The sequence below is a fragment of the Bradyrhizobium sp. genome (genome assembly GCF_035935975.1).
Lineage (GTDB): Bacteria > Pseudomonadota > Alphaproteobacteria > Rhizobiales > Xanthobacteraceae > Bradyrhizobium.
In genome coordinates, this window is record NZ_DASYWN010000052.1 from 275997 (window position 1) to 294835 (window position 18839).

Consider the following 18839-nt stretch of genomic DNA (forward strand, 5'->3'; position numbering starts at 1 on the left):
CCCTGGGGTTCTGCCATGACGAAAATCTCACTGGTCGTCTCCGACGTCGACGGCACGCTGCTGACCAAGGACAAGACGCTGACGGACCGCGCCAGGGGCGCGGTGCAGCGGCTGCACCAGGCCGGCATCGGCTTCACCATCACCTCCAGCCGCCCCGCCATCGGCATGCGCTTTTTGGTCGAGCCGCTGGCGCTGTGGCTGCCGGTCGGCCCGTTCAATGGCTCCTCGATCGTCGATCCCGAGATGAACCCGGTCGAGCAGCATTTGATTCCGGCAAGCGCCGCCGAGCGATCCCTCAAAATCCTGCGCGAGTTCGGCGCCGACATCTGGCTGTTCACCTACGACAAATGGCTGATCGACAACCCGAGCGGAAAATACGTCGGGCATGAGCAGCACACGATCCGCTCCGATCCCACCATCGTGACCGACTTCTCGCCGTATCTCGCCAGCGCCTGCAAGATCGTCGGCGCCAGTGCCGATGCCGCCGGCCTCGAGCGCTGCGAGAAGGCGATGCAGGACGCGCTCGGCAGCGAGGCGACCGCCGTCCGTTCGCAGACCTATTATCTCGACATCACCCCGCCGGGCTTCGACAAGGGCACCTTCGTGGAGGCCATGGCCAAGCGCCTCGGCATTTCCACCGATGCGGTCGCCACCATCGGCGACATGCAGAACGACCTCGCCATGTTCCGCGTCTCCGGCACCTCGATCGCCATGGGCAACGCCACCGACAACGTCAAGGACCAGGCCACCCACGTCACCGCGACCAATGAACAGGACGGTTTCGCCGAGGCGATGGAGATGATCCTGAAGTGGAACGGGGTCCCTTAAATCACTACTTCGACCGCTGCACGGCCGGCTTTTCGCTCTCCTGCCGTGCCGCCGACAGATTGTGCGCGGTGTTGATCAGCGCGATGTGGGTCAGGGCTTGCGGGAAATTGCCGGTCTGGCGCCGGGCGCCTGAATCGTATTCTTCGGCCAGGAGGCCGACGTCGTTGGCGATGCCGACCACGCGGTCGAGCAGCACCTGCGCCTTGTCGAGATCGCCGGCCAGCACATGGGCATCGGCGAGCCACAGCGTGCAGGCCAGGAACGCACCCTCGATCGGCTGGATCTCATCCGACACCTCGCACGGATCGTGCCGCAAAACAAAGCCGTCGCGCATCATGCGCTTTTCGACCGCGGCGATGGTGCCGCGGATGCGCGGGTCGTTTGCCGGCAGGAAGCCGACGGCGGGCAGCAGCAGCACGGATGCATCGAGCAATTTCGAGCCGTAGGAATCCACGAAGGCATTTTCCTCCACATCAAAGCCCTTGTTGCAGACATCGCGGTGAATGGCTTCGCGCAGGGTCCGCCAGTGCAGCAGCGGCGCCTTGAAGCCAAAAGTCTCGGCGCTCTTGATGCCGCGGTCGAAGGCGACCCAGGTCATGACCTTGGAGAAGACGTAGTGCCTGGGCTGGCCGCGCCGCTCCCAGATGCCGTGATCGGGATGATCCCAGACCTCGGCGAGATGCTGGAGCACGGCGCATTCCAGCGCCCAGGTGGTCTCGTCGTCGAGCTTGAGCTTGGCCATGCGCGACTGGTGAAAGGCGTCGATCAGTTCGCCATAGACGTCGAGCTGGAGCTGCGCATGCGCGGCGTTGCCGATGCGGACCGGCTGGGCGCCCTCATAGCCGTCGAGCCAGTCCGCCTCCCATTCGAGAAGTCGCCGCTGGCCCCAGATTCCGTACATGATCTGCATGTTCGCCGGCGAGCCGGCCGCGGCGCGCAGCAGCCAATTGTGCCAGGCCGAGGCTTCCTCGGTGTAGCCCGAGTTCATCAGCGCCAGCAGCGTGAAGGTGGCATCGCGCAGCCAGCAGAAGCGATAGTCCCAATTCCTGGCACCGCCGAGCTTCTCGGGCAATGACGTCGTCGGCGCGGCGACGATGCCGCCGGTGGGATCGAAGGTCAGCGCCTTCAGCGTGATCAGCGAGCGCATGATCAGATCGTGGTACTCGCCGTCGCGCGTGCACTGCTGGCACCACTCATTCCAGAACTTTTCGGTCTCCTGGAAGGCAATCTCCGGATCGATCGACTCGGGCGGGTCCAGATGCGAGGGGCCGTAAGTGAGCACGAACGGCACGGTCTCGCCTTGCTTCACCTCGAAGTCGGACACCGTGGTCAGGTCCTCGCCGCGGGTCTTGACCGGCGTGCGCAGCACGGTCATGTCCTGGCCGGCGATGGCCATCAGCGAATGGTCGATCCGCCGCACCCAGGGAATGTCGACGCCGAAGCCGAAGCGGATCACGAGTTGCATCCGCATCTTCACGGTGCCTGTGACGCCGCGCACCAGCCGGACGATGTCGGAGGCCTTGCCGCGCGGCGGCATGAAGTCGATCAGGGCGACGGTGCCGTCTTTCGTCTCGAAGCGCGTTTCGAGGATGAGGGTGTTGCCGAGATAACGGCGCGAGATGGAGGTGACGTCCTCGGTCGGCGCGATCAGCCAGCGGCCGTTCCTGTCGGTGCCGAGGATGGCGGCGAAGCAGGCGTCGGAATCGAAGGCCGGCCAGCACAGCCAGTCGATCGAGCCGTTGCGCCCGACCAGCGCCGCGGTCTCGCAGTCACCGATCAGGGCATAATCCTCGATCTTTTGTGACAATGGTTTCGAGCCTGAGAATTCCCCGGCCGATCAACTCCCACCGGGCAACGAACGTTCCCGCGTCGCCGCTCTCAAGGCCGTAAGATCGACCTTCGCGGCGATCTTGTCCAGCGCGACGGGCAGGCGCTGGCGCCAGTTCGGGTGCTCGTCGATCGTGCCGGGAATGTTGGGCTGGTCGATCACGCCGAGCAGATCCTCCATCGACACCGCAAGCAGCCGCGAGGGCGTGCGCGACAGGAAGGCGAGCACCGAATAGAGATCGTTGGCGTCGATGCCGTTCTGGCGCAGGACCTCGTCGAGCGCACCGAGCGCATCCCAGCGCGCCTGGTCGTCCTCGCCGGGATCGAGCCCGAGCGAGCGCTTCATCTTGAGGTCGCTGAACGAGCGCCAGCCGGCATAGGTCGAGAGGTCGTGCGTGTTGAGCGTGACCAGCGCGTTCGGCCGGTAGAAGTCGGCGTTGCGGAAATGGCCGGCATCGTCGCGCTCGAACATCATGACGAGGTAGGACCAGATGCCGAAATCCTGCATGGTCTCGCGAAAGCCTTCGGGCACGGTGCCGAGGTCCTCGCCGATCACGATGCATTGATGGGCGGCGCTCTCGCTGGCCACCGCCGCCAGCAGCGCCTCGAACGGCATCTGCACATAGGCGCCGTTATCGGGCTTGAAGCCGCGCGGCACGAGATAGAGCCGCTTCAGCCCAAGCACGTGATCGAGCCTGATGGCGCCGGCATGGCGCATCGAGGCCGCCAGCATGTCGGCGAACGGCACGAAGGACTGGGCCTCGAGACCGCCGGCGTTGAAGCCGGCAAGGCCCCAGTCCTGGCCGATGGTGTTGAGCACGTCGGGCGGCGCGCCGACGGCGAGATGGCGCGAGATCGCCGCCTGCTCGTTCCAGGCATCAAAACCGTTGGACTGCACGCCGACGGCGACGTCGAGATAGAGCCCGACGCGCATGCCGAGCTGGCCGGCAAGCTCCTTGGCAGCCGCCAGTTGGCTATCGGCCGTCCACTGCACGAATTCGACGAACTCGACCGCGCGCTTGTCAGGACCGTTGCGCAATTCGGCGAATTTCGCCTCATTCGGCTGCTGCCATTCCATCGGCCATTCCCACCATGGCGAGACGAAACGATGGCGCAGCACCTCGAAACAGGCAAAGCGGGACAACAGCGGTGCGCGGGCGGCGCGGAAGGCGTCGAACTGATTGCGGCGGACGCCGCTCGCGCTTTTCACAAAACTGTCAAAGGCGGCGTGCAAGGCCCGCCATTTCAGCGCCGCCATGTCGGCATAGGGGACGCGATCGCCTTCGCGCAGGCGCGCGGCGGTCGCAGCGGCGTCGGGCACGAGGTCGGCGGAAAATTCGGGGATGGCCTCGACGTCGATATAGAGCGGATTGAGAAACAGCCGGCTGTTCGGCGAATAGGGACTGCAATCGGCGGGATGATTGTCGAACAGAACATGCAGCGGATTGAGCCCGACGCCGTCGGCGCCAAGCTGTTTTGCCAGCCGGACCAGGCCGGCAAGGTCGGTGAAATCGCCGATGCCCCAATTGCGATCCGAGCGGACGCTGTAAAGCTGCACGGCGAGCAGCCAGCCGCGGTCGAAATCGCCGCCGAAAGCGCGCTCGGGCGCCACGATCATCGGCACCTCTTCGGTCACACTTCCGGCATCGGTCAGTGTCAGCCGGTGATAGCCGAGCGGCAGGCCTTCGGGCCAGGCGATGACAGGCTCGCGCGTCTCACCTTGCGCGATCACCTTGTCTTTGCCTTTGATTTCCCATGTCAGCGGCGGCGCGCCGATGCTCGCCAATTCCGTGCGCGAATGTCCCAGCGCACGCACCACGACCGGCCCGCTGACGAAGCGGTAAACCCGCTTCTCCGGCAGGGCCTCGAGGATGGAGGTGAGCGCCTCGGGCGCGGTGACCCGCAGCTTGCCGAGGGCATCGATGAATTCGGACTGGACGCCCTTGATCCGGGCTTGAGCTAAAAGATCCATTAGGCACGCAGCTTGCAGGCCATTGTCTGGCCGGTGGCATCGATTTTAACGAGGTCGCGGAAGAGGTTAGTCAGGGGTAACTCGCAAACCGCGCCTGCCGTTCCCAGGGGAACCAATGACACACAAGCGGCTTTCTATATAGGTATCAAGCGTAGGTTCCCGACAAGGGAAACGGGCTCCTGCTTTCTTGTCAATGGCATCACCGTGAACAAGACAATTCAAACTGTCGAGAGTGCCGCCGCCGGCAGCGCTTTCCTCATCGAAGATATCTATCCCTTGATCGACGGCGGCCGCTTCGCCGTGAAGCGGATCGTGGGCGACCGGGTCGAGGTCTGGGCCGACATCTACCGCGACGGCAACGGCGTGATCGGTGCCGCGCTGATCTGGCGCGGCGAGCAGGAGCGCGAATGGCGGAGCGAGCCGATGATCCCTCACGGCAATGACCGCTGGTCCGGCGCCTTCACGCCGGTTGAGCCCGGCCAATATGTCTACGCCATCGAAGCCTGGACCGACGAATTCGCCACCTGGTCACACGCCATCGCCCGAAAGCAGCGCATCGGCGCCGATGTCAGCCTCGATGCGATCGAGGGCGCCGGCCTTTTGACCAAGGCGCATGGCGCGCGACAGGCCGCAGAAGCCGTCATCGTCAGGCAGTGTGAGGACTATCTTCAGAGCGGCGATGTCGCCCCGCTGCTTGCGGCCGATCTCGGCAAGGCCATGGCCGAGAGCCAGTCGCGGCCGGATTTGACCCGCTCGCAAAACTTCCCGCTGACCATCGATCGCGGCAGAGCGCGCTTCGGCGCCTGGTATCAGATGATGCCGCGCAGCCAGGGCACGATCCCCGGCCGGCACGGTACGCTCCGCGACTGCATCGCGCGCGTGCCTGACATCGCCGCGATGGGTTTTAACGTGCTCTATTTCACGCCGATCCACCCGATCGGCCAGACCAGCCGCAAGGGCCGCAACAACGCGCCGGTGGCGGGTGAAGGCGATCCCGGCTCGCCCTATGCGATCGGCAGTGCTGAGGGCGGACACGACGCGCTGCATCCCGAGCTCGGCACCATCGAGGATTTTCGCGCGCTGGTCGCGACCTGCCTCGAATACGGTCTCGAGCTCGCGCTCGACTTCGCCGTGCAATGCTCGCCGGATCATCCCTGGCTGACCCGGCATCCGGAATGGTTCAAATGGCGGCCGGACCGTTCGGTGCGGGCAGCAGATGGTCCCTACTCCGATATCGTCATCCCCGATTTCGCCTCGGTCGACCGCACCGGACTGTGGAATGCGTTTCGCGACGCCATGCTGTTCTGGATCGACCACGGCGTGACCATCTTTGCCATCGACAATCACGACACCGCGCCGCTGCCGTTCTGGGAGTGGCTGATCAGCGACATCCGCCGCCGGCATCCCGAGGTGATCCTGTTCTCGAAGACATTTACGCGGCCGAAGCTGATGAAGGGCCTCGCCAAGCTCGGCTTCGCGCAGTCCTTCAGCTATTTCCCCTGGCGCACGGCGAAGTGGGAGCTGGAGCAATATTTCGGCGAGCTGACACGCTATCCCGAGCGGGACTTCTATCGCCCGAACCTGTTCGTCAACACGCCTGACCTGCTGCCCTATCATCTCCAGAGCGGCGAGACCTGGGCGTTCAAGTCGCGGGTCGCGCTGGCGGCGACGCTGTCGGGCAGCTTCGGCATCTTTGGCGGATTCGAGCTGCTGGAGCACGAGGCGATCCCCGGCCACGAGGAATATCTGGATTCCGAAAAATACCAGATCAGACAGCGCGACTGGGACAAGCCCGGCAACATCAAGCCCTACATCGCCGCGCTCAATCGCATCCGCAACGACAACGCCGCGCTTCAGCAGACGGCAAATTTGCGCTTCCTCGGCGTCGAGGACGGCGAGACGATCGCCTTCGCCAAGGAAGCGATTGACCCGGCCAACACCGTGATCGCGGTGATCGCCCTCTCGCGCCATGTGCGCGAATTCTGGTTGCCGCTCGGCGACCTCACCATCGACGCCGGCGGCGAACGCCGCCACGTCACCGCCCTCGAAAATCTCCTCACCGGCGAACAGTCCCGCATCGAATGGGGCGGGATCAGGTTGCGTATCGATCCCGACTGCGATCCGGCGCTCTTGTTCCGCTGTCTGGCGTAAGGATCGCGCCATGAATGTTCTGTCTTCCGTCGACACCCAGAAAGCCGAGGCTGCCGAGATCGTGGATGAGCTCTGGTACAAGGACGCGATTATCTATCAGCTCCACGTCAAGGCGTTTGCCGACAGCAACCATGACGGCATCGGCGATTTTGCGGGCCTGACCGAGAAGCTGCCCTACCTCCAGGAGCTCGGCGTCACCGCGCTGTGGCTGCTGCCGTTCTATCCCTCGCCCGGCCGCGACGACGGCTACGACATCGGCGATTACGGCGCGGTCAATCCCGATTTCGGGACCATGAAGGACTTCAAGCGCTTCATCCAGGAAGCGCAGAAGCGCGGACTGCGGGTCATCACCGAGCTGGTCGTCAACCACACCTCCGACCAGCACAAATGGTTCAAGCGCGCGCGCCGCAGTCATCCGGGCTCGAGCGCCCGCAACTGGTATGTCTGGAGCGACACCGACCAGAAATACCAGGGCACGCGCATCATCTTCACCGACACCGAGAAGTCGAACTGGACCTGGGATCCCGAGGCCGGCGCGTTCTACTGGCACCGCTTCTTCTCGCACCAGCCGGACCTCAATTTCGACAATCCGCGGGTCGTCAGCGCCATCATCCAAGTGATGAAGCGCTGGCTCGACGCCGGCGTCGACGGCTTCCGTCTGGACGCCATTCCCTATCTCTGCGAGCGCGAGGGCACCTCGAACGAGAACCTCCCCGAAACGCATGCGATCATCAAGCGGCTGCGCCAGGAGCTGGATTCCTACTCCAAGGGCAAGCTGCTGCTCGCCGAGGCCAACCAATGGCCCGAGGACGTGCAGGAATATTTCGGCCGCGGCGACGAATGCCACATGGCCTATCACTTCCCGCTGATGCCGCGCATCTACATGGCGATCGCGCAGGAGGACCGCTTCCCGATCACCGACATTCTGCGCCAGACGCCGGATATCCCGGCGAGCTGCCAATGGGCACTGTTCCTGCGCAACCATGATGAATTGACGCTCGAAATGGTCACCGACGTCGAGCGCGATTATCTCTGGACCACCTACGCCAACGATCCCCGCGCCCGCATCAATGTCGGCATCCGCCGCCGCCTCGCGCCGCTGATGGACAATGACCGCCGCAAGATCGAGCTGATGAACTCGCTGCTGCTGTCCTTCCCGGGCACGCCGATCATCTATTACGGCGACGAGATCGGCATGGGCGACAACATCTATCTCGGCGACCGCAACGGCGTGCGCACGCCGATGCAGTGGAGCCCGGACCGCAACGGCGGGTTCTCACGCTGCGATCCGGCCCGGCTCTACGCGCCGCTGATCATGGATCCCGTCTACGGCTATGAATCCGTGAACGTGGAGGCGCAATCGCGCAGCCTGTCGTCGCTGCTCAACGCCACCAAGCGGCTGATCTCGGTGCGCAAGTCCACGCTCGCCTTCGGCCGCGGCACCATGACCTTCATCCGTCCGGCCAATCGCGCCGTGCTTGCCTATGTCCGGCAATACCACGACGAAGTGATCCTCTGCGTCGCCAACCTCTCGCGTGCAGCGCAGGCGACCGAGCTTGACCTGTCGCCTTGGAAGGACCGCATCCCGCAGGAGATGCTGGGGCGCACGCGCTTCCCGCCGATCGGCGAGCTGCCCTACATGATCACGCTGGGGCCCTACGGCTTCTACTGGTTCCAGCTCACCGAGCGCGACAAGTCCGAGCCGGTGACGCCGCGCGCGGTGCCGGAATTCGAGACGCTGGTGGTGCCGGTCAATTCGAACTGGGTGTCGCTGGCGCGCGAGCGCGGCGTGTTCGAGCGCGACGTGCTGCCGGGCTTCCTGTCGCGGACACGCTGGTATCCCGAGCATAATCCCAAGCACATCGAAGCCACGCTGACCTCGGCGGTCCCTTTCAGCGAGATCGGCGACAACAGGCCCTGGATCGCGTTCTTCGAGACCAAGCGGGACGACGTCACGACGCGCTACGTGCTGCCGATGCAGATCGAGTGGGTGCGCTTCGACCGCGAACGCTTCAACCCGAAGGCGCTCGCCGCCGTCCGCCAGGGCGCGCGCGAGGGCACGCTGCTGGACGTCGCAACCGAGCAGATCTTCATCGGCCTGTTCCTGCGGGGTCTGTCGCAAAACCTGGTGGTGGACGAGAACAATCTGCGGCTGGAGTTCAAGGCGACCAGCCGGTTCGCCGACTACATCATCAAGGAGCCCGAACGCATCCGCGCGATCGAGCAGACCAACAGCACCGCGCTGGTCGACAACCAGTATGTCGCCAAAATCCATCGCCGGCTCGAAAGCGGCATCAATCCCGAGATCGAGATGGGATGCTACCTCACCGAGGTCGCACGCTTCGCCAACACGCCGGCGCTGCTCGGCAGCGCAGAGCTGGTCGAAGGCGATCATCGTAGCGTAGTCGGCGTGCTGCACGCCTATGTCGAGAACCAGGGCGACGGCTGGGCTGTCACCAATGGCTATCTCGACCGCTATATCGACGAGCAGCGGCTGGCGCCGATAGGCGAAGCGCCCCGCGAGACCCAGGAGCAGGCGCCCTATCTGCATTTCGTCGCGCAGATCGGCCGTCGGTTGGCCGAGCTGCATGTGGCCCTCGCGGCGGCCAAGTCCGAAAATCTCGCGCCAGAGCCGATCGGCCCTGCGCACGTCAAGCGCTGGGCCTCCGACCTCAAGGCACGGGCCGAGCGCGTTTTCGAACGGCTCGCCGACGGCCGCGACGGCCTGCGGGAGGCCGACCGGCCGCTGATCGACCAGCTCGTCGCGGTCCGTGCGACCCTGCCCGACCATCTGAATGCGCTCTTGCCATCTACCATTGCCGGGTTGAACATCCGTCATCACGGCGACTTCCGCCTCGGGCAAACTCTGATCGTGAAAGACGATATCTTCATCATCGACTTCGATGGCGATCCGCATCTCGCGCTGGCCGACAAGCGACGCAAGCTGCCCGCCGCGCGTGACGTCGCCGGCCTGATCCGCTCGATTGATCTTTCGGTTAACGCCGCTTTCAGCCGCGCGCTCACGGGCGCCTCCGATGAGCACGACCGGCTCGCGGCCGCACTCGGCGAATGGCGCGAACGCGCCACCGCAACCTTCCTGGCCGCCTACCGCGAGGCCATGTCCGACCGCCGGCTGTGGCCGGCCAATCGCCAGGCTGCGGACGGCCTGTTAAGGTTTTTCCTGCTTGATCATGCCTTCGACGAAGTAGAGTACGAGCTGTCCCACCGGCCCGAGGGGCTCCATGCGCCGCTGACCGGACTGCTTCGCATTCTGTCCAATGAGAGCGAAGCCCATGCCTAAACTTCCAGCAGAAGCCTACGCGATCATCGAGGGGCGCCACTCCGACCCCTTCCACTATCTCGGACTGCATCCCGAGGGCGGCAAGAGCGTGGTGCGTGCGTTTCTGCCCGAGGCGACCAATGTCGAGGCGGTCGGCGAGCATGGCGAGGTCGCCCGGCTCGACCGTGTCCACGATTCCGGCCTGTTCATCGGCGCCCTGCCGAACGGCTCCAAGCACTACCAGCTCCGCGCCAGATTCGGCGACAACGTCGTCGAGTTCGAAGATGCCTACCGCTTCCCGCCGATCCTGACCGACTTCGATCTCTACCTGCTCGGCGAAGGCACCCATCAGCGCCTCTATGACAAGCTCGGGGCGCATCCGATGACGCTCGACGGCATCGACGGCATCGGCTTCGTCGTGCTGGCGCCGAACGCGCGGCGCGTGTCCGTGGTCGGCGATTTCAATTTATGGGACGGGCGGCGCCATCCCATGCGGGTGCGCGGTGCCGGCTATTGGGAATTGTTCATCCCGCATGCGAAGAACGGCGATCACTACAAGTTCGAGATGATCGGACCGCACGGCCACCTGCTCCCGCTGAAGTCCGATCCGCTGGCCTTTGCGAGCGAGGTCCGCCCGAAGACCGCATCCATCGTGTTCGACGAGGCGCATCTGCCGCGCCCGCGCCCGGCGCCCGACGGCATCAACGCGCTGTCGGCCCCGATGTCGATCTACGAGGTCCATCTCGGCTCATGGCGGCGCAAGGGCGACAATGAATGGCTGACCTATCGCGAACTCGCCGAGCAGCTGCCGGCCTACGCCCGCGACATGGGCTTCACCCATCTCGAATTCCTGCCCGTCAGCGAGCATCCGTTCGACGGCTCCTGGGGCTATCAGCCCACCGGCCTCTATGCGCCGACCAGCCGGTTCGGCTCGCCGGAGGATTTTGCGGCGCTGGTCGATGCCTGTCATCGCGAAGGCATCGGCGTGCTGCTCGACTGGGTGCCCGGCCACTTCCCCGACGATCCGCACGGGCTCGGCAGCTTCGACGGCACGGCGCTGTACGAGCACGCCAATCCCCTGCAGGGCCGTCATCTCGACTGGGGCACGCTGATATACAATTACGGCCGCACCGAAGTGACCAACTTCCTGGTGTCGAACGCGCTGTTCTGGCTGGAACGCTACGCGATCGACGGCCTGCGGGTCGATGCGGTCGCCTCCATGCTTTATCTCGACTACAGCCGCCCGCCCGGCGCCTGGATTCCGAACCAGTATGGCGGCCGCGAGAACATCGAGGCGATCAACTTCCTGCGCCGCTTCAACACCGAGCTGTTCGCGCGCTTCCCGCAGGCGACCACCGCCGCCGAAGAATCGACCGCATGGCCGCAGGTCTCGCGCCCGGTCGAGTTCGGCGGGCTCGGCTTCGGCTACAAGTGGAACATGGGCTGGATGCACGACACGCTGAACTACATCAGCAAGGATCCCGTCCACCGCAAGCATCACCACGGCGATATCCTGTTCGGCCTGCACTACGCCTTCTCGGAGAACTTCATCCTGCCGCTGTCGCATGACGAGGTCGTACACGGGAAGCGCTCGATCCTCGGCCGCATGCCCGGCGACGAATGGCAGCGCTTTGCCAATTTGCGCGCCTATTACAGCTTCATGTTCGGTCATCCCGGCAAGAAGCTGCTGTTCATGGGCGCGGAGATCGCGCAGAGCCGCGAATGGAATCACGACCAGTCGCTCGACTGGCACCTGCTCGAGTACAAATATCATTCGGGCATCCAGGCACTGATCCGCGACCTCAACCGGCTCTACCGCGCAGTGCCGGCGCTGCACCAGATGGATTGCGACCAGGCCGGCTTCGAATGGCTGATCACGGACGATGCCAACCGCAACGTGTTCGCCTGGCTGCGCAAGGGCTTTGACGAGCACGCGCGGTGTCTCGTCATCGCCAACTTCTCGCCAAACGTCTATCGCAACTACCGCGTCCCCGTGCCCATTGCCGGCAAGTGGAAAGAGGTGTTCAATTCGGACTCCGCCCATTATGGCGGCAGCAATGTCGGGAACATCGGCGAGGTCCGGACGGTTGACGGCAAGACGTCCGAGCTCCGCCTCACCATCCCGCCTCTCGCCGCGATCTTCCTCGTTCCGGAAAGCTGACCGATGCGCCTGACTGCTGGATCGCCCGCACGCCTCGGCGCAAGCTGGGACGGGCGCGGCACCAATTTCGCGCTGTTCTCGGCCAATGCGCAGAAGGTCGAGCTGTGCCTGTTCGACGCGCAAGGCCGGCGCGAGCTCGAACGCATCGAGCTCCCTGAAAGAACCGAGGACGTCTGGCACGGCTATCTCAACGACGTCTCGCCCGGCCAGCTCTACGGCTATCGCGTGCACGGCCCCTATGAGCCCGAGCACGGCCACCGCTTCAACGCCAACAAGCTGCTGCTCGACCCCTATGCCAAGCGGCTCTCGGGGCGGCTGGTCTGGAGCGATGCGCATTTCGCCTACCGCACCGGCTCGCCGCGCGAGGATCTGTCGTTCGACCGGCGCGACAATGCGCGCGGCATGCCCAAGGGCGTGGTGGTCGACGAGACCTTCAACTGGGGCCGGCGCGAGATCCGGCCCAACATTCCCTGGGAAGACACCATCATCTACGAGGCCCACGTCAAGGGCCTGACGCAGAAGCGCGACGACGTGCCGCCGAATCTGCGCGGCACCTATGGCGGGCTCTCGTCGCCCGCGATGATCGAGCATCTGAGGAAGCTCGGCGTCACCACGGTCGAACTGCTCCCGATCCATGCTTTCGTCGACGACCGCATCCTGGTGGAGAAGAAGCTCGCCAATTACTGGGGCTACAACACGCTGTCCTTCTTCGCGCCGGAGCAGCGCTACGCCCAGGACAATGCGCTGGATTCCTTCCGCACCACGGTGGCGCGGCTGCACGATGCCGGCATCGAGGTGATGCTCGACGTCGTCTACAATCACACCGCCGAAGGCAACCATCTCGGCCCGACGCTGTGCTATCGCGGCATCGACAATGCCTCCTATTACTGGCTGAACCGCGAGAACCCGCGCTATTACGACGACTTCACCGGCTGCGGCTCCTCGGTGAACCTCACTCATCCGCGCGTGCTGCAGATGGTGATGGATTCGCTGCGCTACTGGGTCGAGGTCTGCCACGTCGACGGCTTCCGCTTCGACCTCGCCACCACGCTCGCGCGCGGCCCCAACGGCTATGATCGCGGCATCTCGTTCCTCACCGCGATCCGGCAGGACCCGGTGCTGGCGAGCGTCAAGCTCGTCGCCGAGCCCTGGGACCTCGGCCTCGGCGGCTACCAGGTCGGCGCCTTCCCCTCGCAATGGTCGGAGTGGAACGACCGCTATCGCAGCGCCATGCGCCGCTACTGGAGCGGCGAAGGCAGCTTGATCGGCGACATCTCCAGCCGCATGACGGCCTCCTCCGACCTGTTCAACCACGATGGACGGCGGCCACGCGCCAGCATCAACCACATCACCGTCCATGACGGTTTCACGCTCGCCGACCTCTTCAGCTACAACGAGAAGCACAACGAGGCCAATGGCGAGGACAATCGCGACGGCTCCAACGACAACCACAGCAACAATTGCGGTGTCGAAGGCCCGACCGACGATCCCGCGATCCTCGCGCTGCGGCGGCAGCTGCGCAAGAACGTGCTGGCCTGCCTGATGCTGGCCCAGGGCATTCCGCTGCTGCTTGCCGGCGACGAGGTCGGCAATTCGCAATCCGGCAACAACAACGCCTATTGCCAGGACAACGAGGTCGGCTGGGTCGGCTGGGACAATCTCGGCAAGGACGGCGACGACATGGTCGATTTCGTCGCTGGTCTTGCCGACATCCGGCGGCGGTTCTCGCAATTGCGCAGCCATCGCTGGCTCGACGGTCGGCCCAAGGACGGCATCTCCTACGGCGCGCTATGGCTGACGCCCGAAGGCAACGAGATGACGGAGAGCGACTGGACGTTCCCCGATGGGCGGTTTCTCTCCTATGTGATGGGGCCGATGGAACCGGGCAGCGCCGCGATCTTTATCGTACTGAACGCCGCCCCCGAAGAAATCGCATTCAGATTGCCCAAAATGCCCGAATACAAAAGCTGGCAGCAGATCCTGAACACGACCGATGCCAAGCTGAACAGCGTTGATTTCCTGCCCGGAAGCGACAGCAAGGCGCCGCCGCGCTCCGTGCTCGCCTTCGCGGGGGCGCTATGAGGCCATCCTTCGGGGCGAAGCCAACGAAAGACGGCGTCTCGTTCCGCTTGTGGGCGCCCGGTGCGCGCCGTGTCGATCTCCTGCTCGACCGGCGGCACGCGATGCAGCGCCGGCAGGATGGCTGGTATGTCGCCGAGATTGCCGGCCTGCCCACCGGCAGCCCCTACAAGTTCAGGATCGACGACGAGATCGACGTGCCTGATCCCGCCTCCGCGTTCCAGCCCGACGACGTGTTCGGCCCGAGCGAGGTGATCGATCACGATTCCTTCGACTGGCGCACGAAGGATTGGCGCAGCCGCCCCTGGGAAGAGACGGTGCTGATCGAGACCCACGTCGGCACCTTCACGCGCGAAGGAACCTACCGCGCGATGATCGACAAGCTCGATCATCTCGTCGCCACCGGCATCACCGCGGTCGAACTGATGCCGCTCGCCGATTTCGCCGGCCGCCGGGGCTGGGGCTATGACGGCGTGCTGTGGTACGCGCCCGACAGCGCCTATGGCCGGCCCGAGGAGCTGAAGACGCTGATCGACGAAGCGCATCTGCGCGGGCTGATGGTCTTTCTCGACGTCGTCTACAATCACTTCGGCCCGGAAGGGAATTACCTCGGCCGCTATGCGCCGGCCTTCTTCACCGACGCGCACACGCCGTGGGGCAGCGCGATCGATTATCGCGTGCCGCAGGTGCGGGCGTTTGCGATCGAGAACGCGCTGTCATGGCTGACCGATTACCGCTTCGATGGACTGAGGCTGGATGCCGCCAACCACATCATGGCGATCCCCGGCGAGCAGTCGATGCTGCAGGATCTCAGCGTCGCGGCCGGCGAGCTTGCCAAGGCCACCGGACGCCACATCCATCTCGTGCTGGAGAACGGCGACAACCGCGCGACCCTGCTAGATGCCGCGCAGGATCCGCCGAACGGCAAATATCGCGCGCAGTGGAACGACGATTATCACCATGTCTGGCATGTGATGCTGACTGGCGAGCTTGCCGGCTACTACGCCGACTACCAGACGCCGCGGATGGACCTCGCGCGCGCGCTCGCCTCGGGCTTCGTCTACCAGGGCGAGATCTCGGAGTTCTGGGGCAAGAAGCCGCGCGGCGAGGCGAGCGGCGAGCTGCCGCCGGCGGCCTTCGTCAATTTCCTGCAGAACCACGACCAGATCGGCAACCGCCCGCTCGGCGACCGGCTCGAGAGCCTGGCATCGCCGCGGCAGATCGAAGCGGCGCTCGCGGTGACGCTGCTGGCGCCGATGGTGCCGATGCTGTTTCAGGGCGAGGAATGGGGCTCGACGGAGCCATTCCCGTTCTTCTGCGATTTCCAGGGCGGCCTTGCCGATGCCGTGCGCAAGGGCCGCAGGCAGGAATATGCCTGGGCCTACGAGAAATACGGCGACGACGTACCCGACCCGCTCGATCCCGCCACGCTGCAATCGGCGGTGCTGGACTGGACCGGCCACACGCCGGAGCAAGACAAGCGGCTTGCATTGGTGCGCGACCTGCTCGCGCTTCGCGGCAAGGAGATCGCGCCACGGCTGAAGGGGGCACGCTTCGGCGACGCCGAGGCGGCCGATAGCGGGCTGCTGACCGCGCATTGGCGGATGGCCGATGGCGCGACGCTGCGTCTCGTCGCCAATCTCTCGGACAAGGATATCGCACATTCGTTCGACGGTACGGGCACGCCGATCTGGGGCGATGCGGCCGGCGACCTGCTCCCACCATGGTCAGTGATCTGGCTCCTCGGAGGTTAGCATGCCTCCTGCCATTCCGCTTGCGACCTACCGGCTTCAGCTCACCGCGGATTTCGACTTCGACAAGGCCGCTGCGGTGGTGCCTTATCTCAAGTCGCTGGGGATCACACATCTCTACGCCTCGCCGGTGATGAAGGCGCGCAAGGGCTCGACCCATGGCTATGACACCGTCGATCACAGCCAGTTCAATCCCGAGCTCGGCGGCGAGGCCGGCTTTGCGCGGTTGAGCGAGGCGCTGAAACAGCACGATCTCGGCCTCATCATCGATTTCGTGCCGAACCATGTCGGCGTGCATTTTGCCGACAATCCCTGGTGGCTCGACGTGCTGGAATGGGGCCAGGCCTCGCCGCACGCGGTGTCCTTCGATATCGACTGGGATCAACTGGCTTTTCGCGCGCGCGGCGGCGTGCTGCTGCCGATCCTCGGCGCGTCCTACGGCGAGGCGCTGGAGCGCGGCGACATCGAGCTGCGCTATGACGCGGACGAAGGCAGCTTTTCAGCTTGGTACTTCGAGCATCGCTTGCCGATCGCGCCGGAGCGCTATGGCGAAGTGCTGCGCATGATCGTGAAGGAGGCCGACGCCGCCGAGATCGACGCCGGCAAGCGCCTGCTGTCGCTCGCGGCGCGCTACACGGGCCTGCGCCGGCCTAACCGCAAGGAAGCGCCCGTCTTCAAGGCGGAGCTGAAGGAGATCGCGGGCGCCGCGGATATCATCACGCGCGGGCTTGCCGCCTATCGCGCTGCCAAGGACCGCCCGGCCCCGACGCTGGCGCTGCATCACCTGCTGGAGCGCCAGCACTACAAGCTCGGACACTGGCGGCTCGCCTCCAGCGACATCAACTACCGCCGCTTCTTCGACGTCAACGGGCTCGCGGGCCTGCGCGTCGAGGACCCCGGCACGTTCGCCGCGACGCACCGCCTGGTGAAGCAGCTCGTTGCCGACGGCAAGCTGCACGGCATCCGTCTCGACCACATCGACGGCCTGCGCGATCCCGCGCAATATTGCCAGCGACTGCGCCGGCTGGTGCGCGACGCGCAGGGCAAAACAAAACCGTTCTATACCGCGATCGAAAAGATCCTGTGCGAGCATGAGAAGCTGCCGCACTTCGCCGGCGTGCAGGGCACCACCGGCTATGAGTGGATGAATGTCATCACGCAGGTGCTGGTCGATGCCAAGGGGCTCGAGGCACTGGACGAGACCTGGCGGCAGATCAGCAACCGGCCGCCGCGGCTCGCGCCTTACGTCAAGGACGCCAAACGGCGCGTGCTGGAGACGCTGCTGACCAGCGAATTCACCGTGCTGACGCGCCTGCTCGCGCGCATCGCCAACGGCCACTACTCGACCCGCGACTTCTCCGCCGACAGCTTGCGGCAGGCGCTCGAACTCTACGTGCTCCACTTCCCGGTCTATCGCACCTATCTGACGCATAGCGGCCCGACCGCGCTCGATCGAAAACTGATCGACGACACCATCGCGCGCGCCCGCGCCGAGTGGTTCGCCGCGGATGATGGCATTTTCGACTTCCTGCGCGATGCGCTGACCATGGACCTTCTCAAGCGCGGCCGCCCCCCGCACAGCGCCCCCCGCGTGCGCCGCTTCGCGCTGAAGGTGCAGCAGTTCACCGGGCCGATGATGGCGAAATCGCTGGAGGATACCGCGTTCTATCAATTCCACCGGCTGCTTGCGCTCAACGAGGTCGGCGGCGATCCCGCGAGCCATGGCCTCACCATTCCCGCCTTCCATGAGGCGATGCGAGCGCGCGCCAGGGAATGGCCGCTGGGAATGACGGCGACCGCGACCCACGACACCAAGCGCGGCGAGGATGCCCGCGCGCGGATCGCGGCGCTGAGCGAGATTCCCGGTGAATGGACCAGCGCAGTAGCGCGCTGGAAGGTGCTCAACGCGCCCCACATCGTCCTCAACGGCAATCTGCGCGCGCCGTCGGCGACATTCGAGTACATGCTGTACCAGACCCTGCTCGGCGCATTGCCGCTTCAAGAGCCGGACGCCGATTTCGTCGAACGCATCCAGGCCTATGCGCTGAAGGCCGCGCGCGAGGGCAAGGAGGAGACGAGCTGGCTCAATCCGCACGAAGCGTATGAGAACGGCGTCAAGAGCTTCATCGAAAAAATTCTCGACCCCGCGCTGTCGAGTGAGTTCATCGAGGCGCTGCAGACCCTGGCCCGCCGCCTCGCGCTGCTCGGTGCGCTGAACTCGCTGAGCCAGCTCACACTCAAGGCGACGCTGCCGGGCGTGCCCGATTTCTACCAGGGCACCGAAGACTGGGACCTGTCGCTGGTCGATCCCGACAACCGCCGCCCCGTGGATTTTGCCGCGCGCAATACGGCGCTGACGTCGCTGGACACGCCGGACTGGGGCGGACTGACCAAAAGCTGGCCCGACGGCCAGCTCAAGCTGGCCTGGACGCGGCACCTGCTCAAGCTGCGCAACGTGCTCGCCGATGTCTTTGCGCAAGGCGACTATCAGCCGTTGGAGGTCCGCGGTACGCACGCCGACCATGTCATCGCCTTTGCCCGCCGCCATGGCCGGGTCGCGGTGATTGTCGTGGTCGGGCGGCAGTTTGCCCCCTTCACGCAGGCGGGCCGGGAATGGCCCGTGCTCGAAGGCTTCGACGCGACGGTCGATATCACCGGCTACAGCGCGCCGGGCCTTGCGAGCAACGCGCTTCCTGTCGCGCAAGCCTTCCGTGATTTTCCCGCGGCGGTCATCGAGGCCCGCGCGGCGAGCGCCATCAGGCCTCCGCGGCGACGTGTCAGCGCCTGACC

General features: G+C 65.1%; 9 protein-coding genes. 7 read left to right on the plus strand and 2 right to left on the minus strand.

What is annotated here, in order from left to right:
- Nucleotides 1–15: 15 nt before the first annotated feature.
- A complete protein-coding gene (locus tag VGR99_RS32015) occupies nucleotides 16–828 on the plus strand; it encodes an HAD family hydrolase (RefSeq protein ID WP_326903930.1) in 813 nt (270 codons plus the stop codon).
- 4 nt (nucleotides 829–832) lie between these two features.
- Here the strand turns inward: VGR99_RS32015 and VGR99_RS32020 are convergent, their stop codons facing one another.
- The gene (locus VGR99_RS32020) at nucleotides 833–2635 is read right to left on the minus strand and encodes a glycoside hydrolase family 15 protein (RefSeq protein WP_326903931.1); all 1803 of its coding nucleotides are present in this window, start codon (nucleotides 2633–2635) and stop codon (nucleotides 833–835) included.
- A gap of 30 nt (nucleotides 2636–2665) precedes the next feature.
- Entirely contained in the window at nucleotides 2666–4627 is a 1962-nt protein-coding gene (gene malQ, locus VGR99_RS32025; RefSeq protein WP_326903932.1) for a 4-alpha-glucanotransferase, read from the minus strand.
- A 204-nt stretch (nucleotides 4628–4831) separates the two neighbouring features.
- Here malQ and VGR99_RS32030 point away from each other — a divergent pair, with 204 nt between their 5' ends.
- Genes VGR99_RS32030 through treY form a run of 6 tightly spaced genes read left to right on the plus strand, consistent with a single transcriptional unit; the run spans nucleotide 4832 to nucleotide 18837 of the window.
- Entirely contained in the window at nucleotides 4832–6778 is a 1947-nt protein-coding gene (locus tag VGR99_RS32030) for a maltotransferase domain-containing protein (protein ID WP_326903933.1), read from the plus strand.
- A gap of 10 nt (nucleotides 6779–6788) precedes the next feature.
- Nucleotides 6789–10079, plus strand: a complete 3291-nt coding sequence (gene treS, locus VGR99_RS32035) for a maltose alpha-D-glucosyltransferase (protein WP_326903934.1) — start codon at nucleotides 6789–6791, stop codon at nucleotides 10077–10079.
- Complete coding sequence (gene glgB / locus VGR99_RS32040) at nucleotides 10072–12219, plus strand: 1,4-alpha-glucan branching protein GlgB (protein WP_326903935.1); 2148 nt, start codon at nucleotides 10072–10074, stop codon at nucleotides 12217–12219. Before treS ends, glgB begins: the two co-directional genes overlap by 8 nt.
- A 3-nt stretch (nucleotides 12220–12222) precedes the next feature.
- A complete protein-coding gene (gene glgX, locus VGR99_RS32045; protein ID WP_326903936.1) occupies nucleotides 12223–14301 on the plus strand; it encodes a glycogen debranching protein GlgX in 2079 nt (692 codons plus the stop codon).
- A complete protein-coding gene (treZ, locus tag VGR99_RS32050; RefSeq protein ID WP_326903937.1) occupies nucleotides 14298–16052 on the plus strand; it encodes a malto-oligosyltrehalose trehalohydrolase in 1755 nt (584 codons plus the stop codon). The genes glgX and treZ overlap by 4 nt, the downstream gene beginning before the upstream one ends.
- 1 nt (nucleotide 16053) lies before the next feature.
- Nucleotides 16054–18837, plus strand: coding sequence for a malto-oligosyltrehalose synthase (treY, locus tag VGR99_RS32055; protein ID WP_326903938.1), 2784 nt, complete (start codon nucleotides 16054–16056; stop codon nucleotides 18835–18837).
- Nucleotides 18838–18839: the final 2 nt, after the last annotated feature.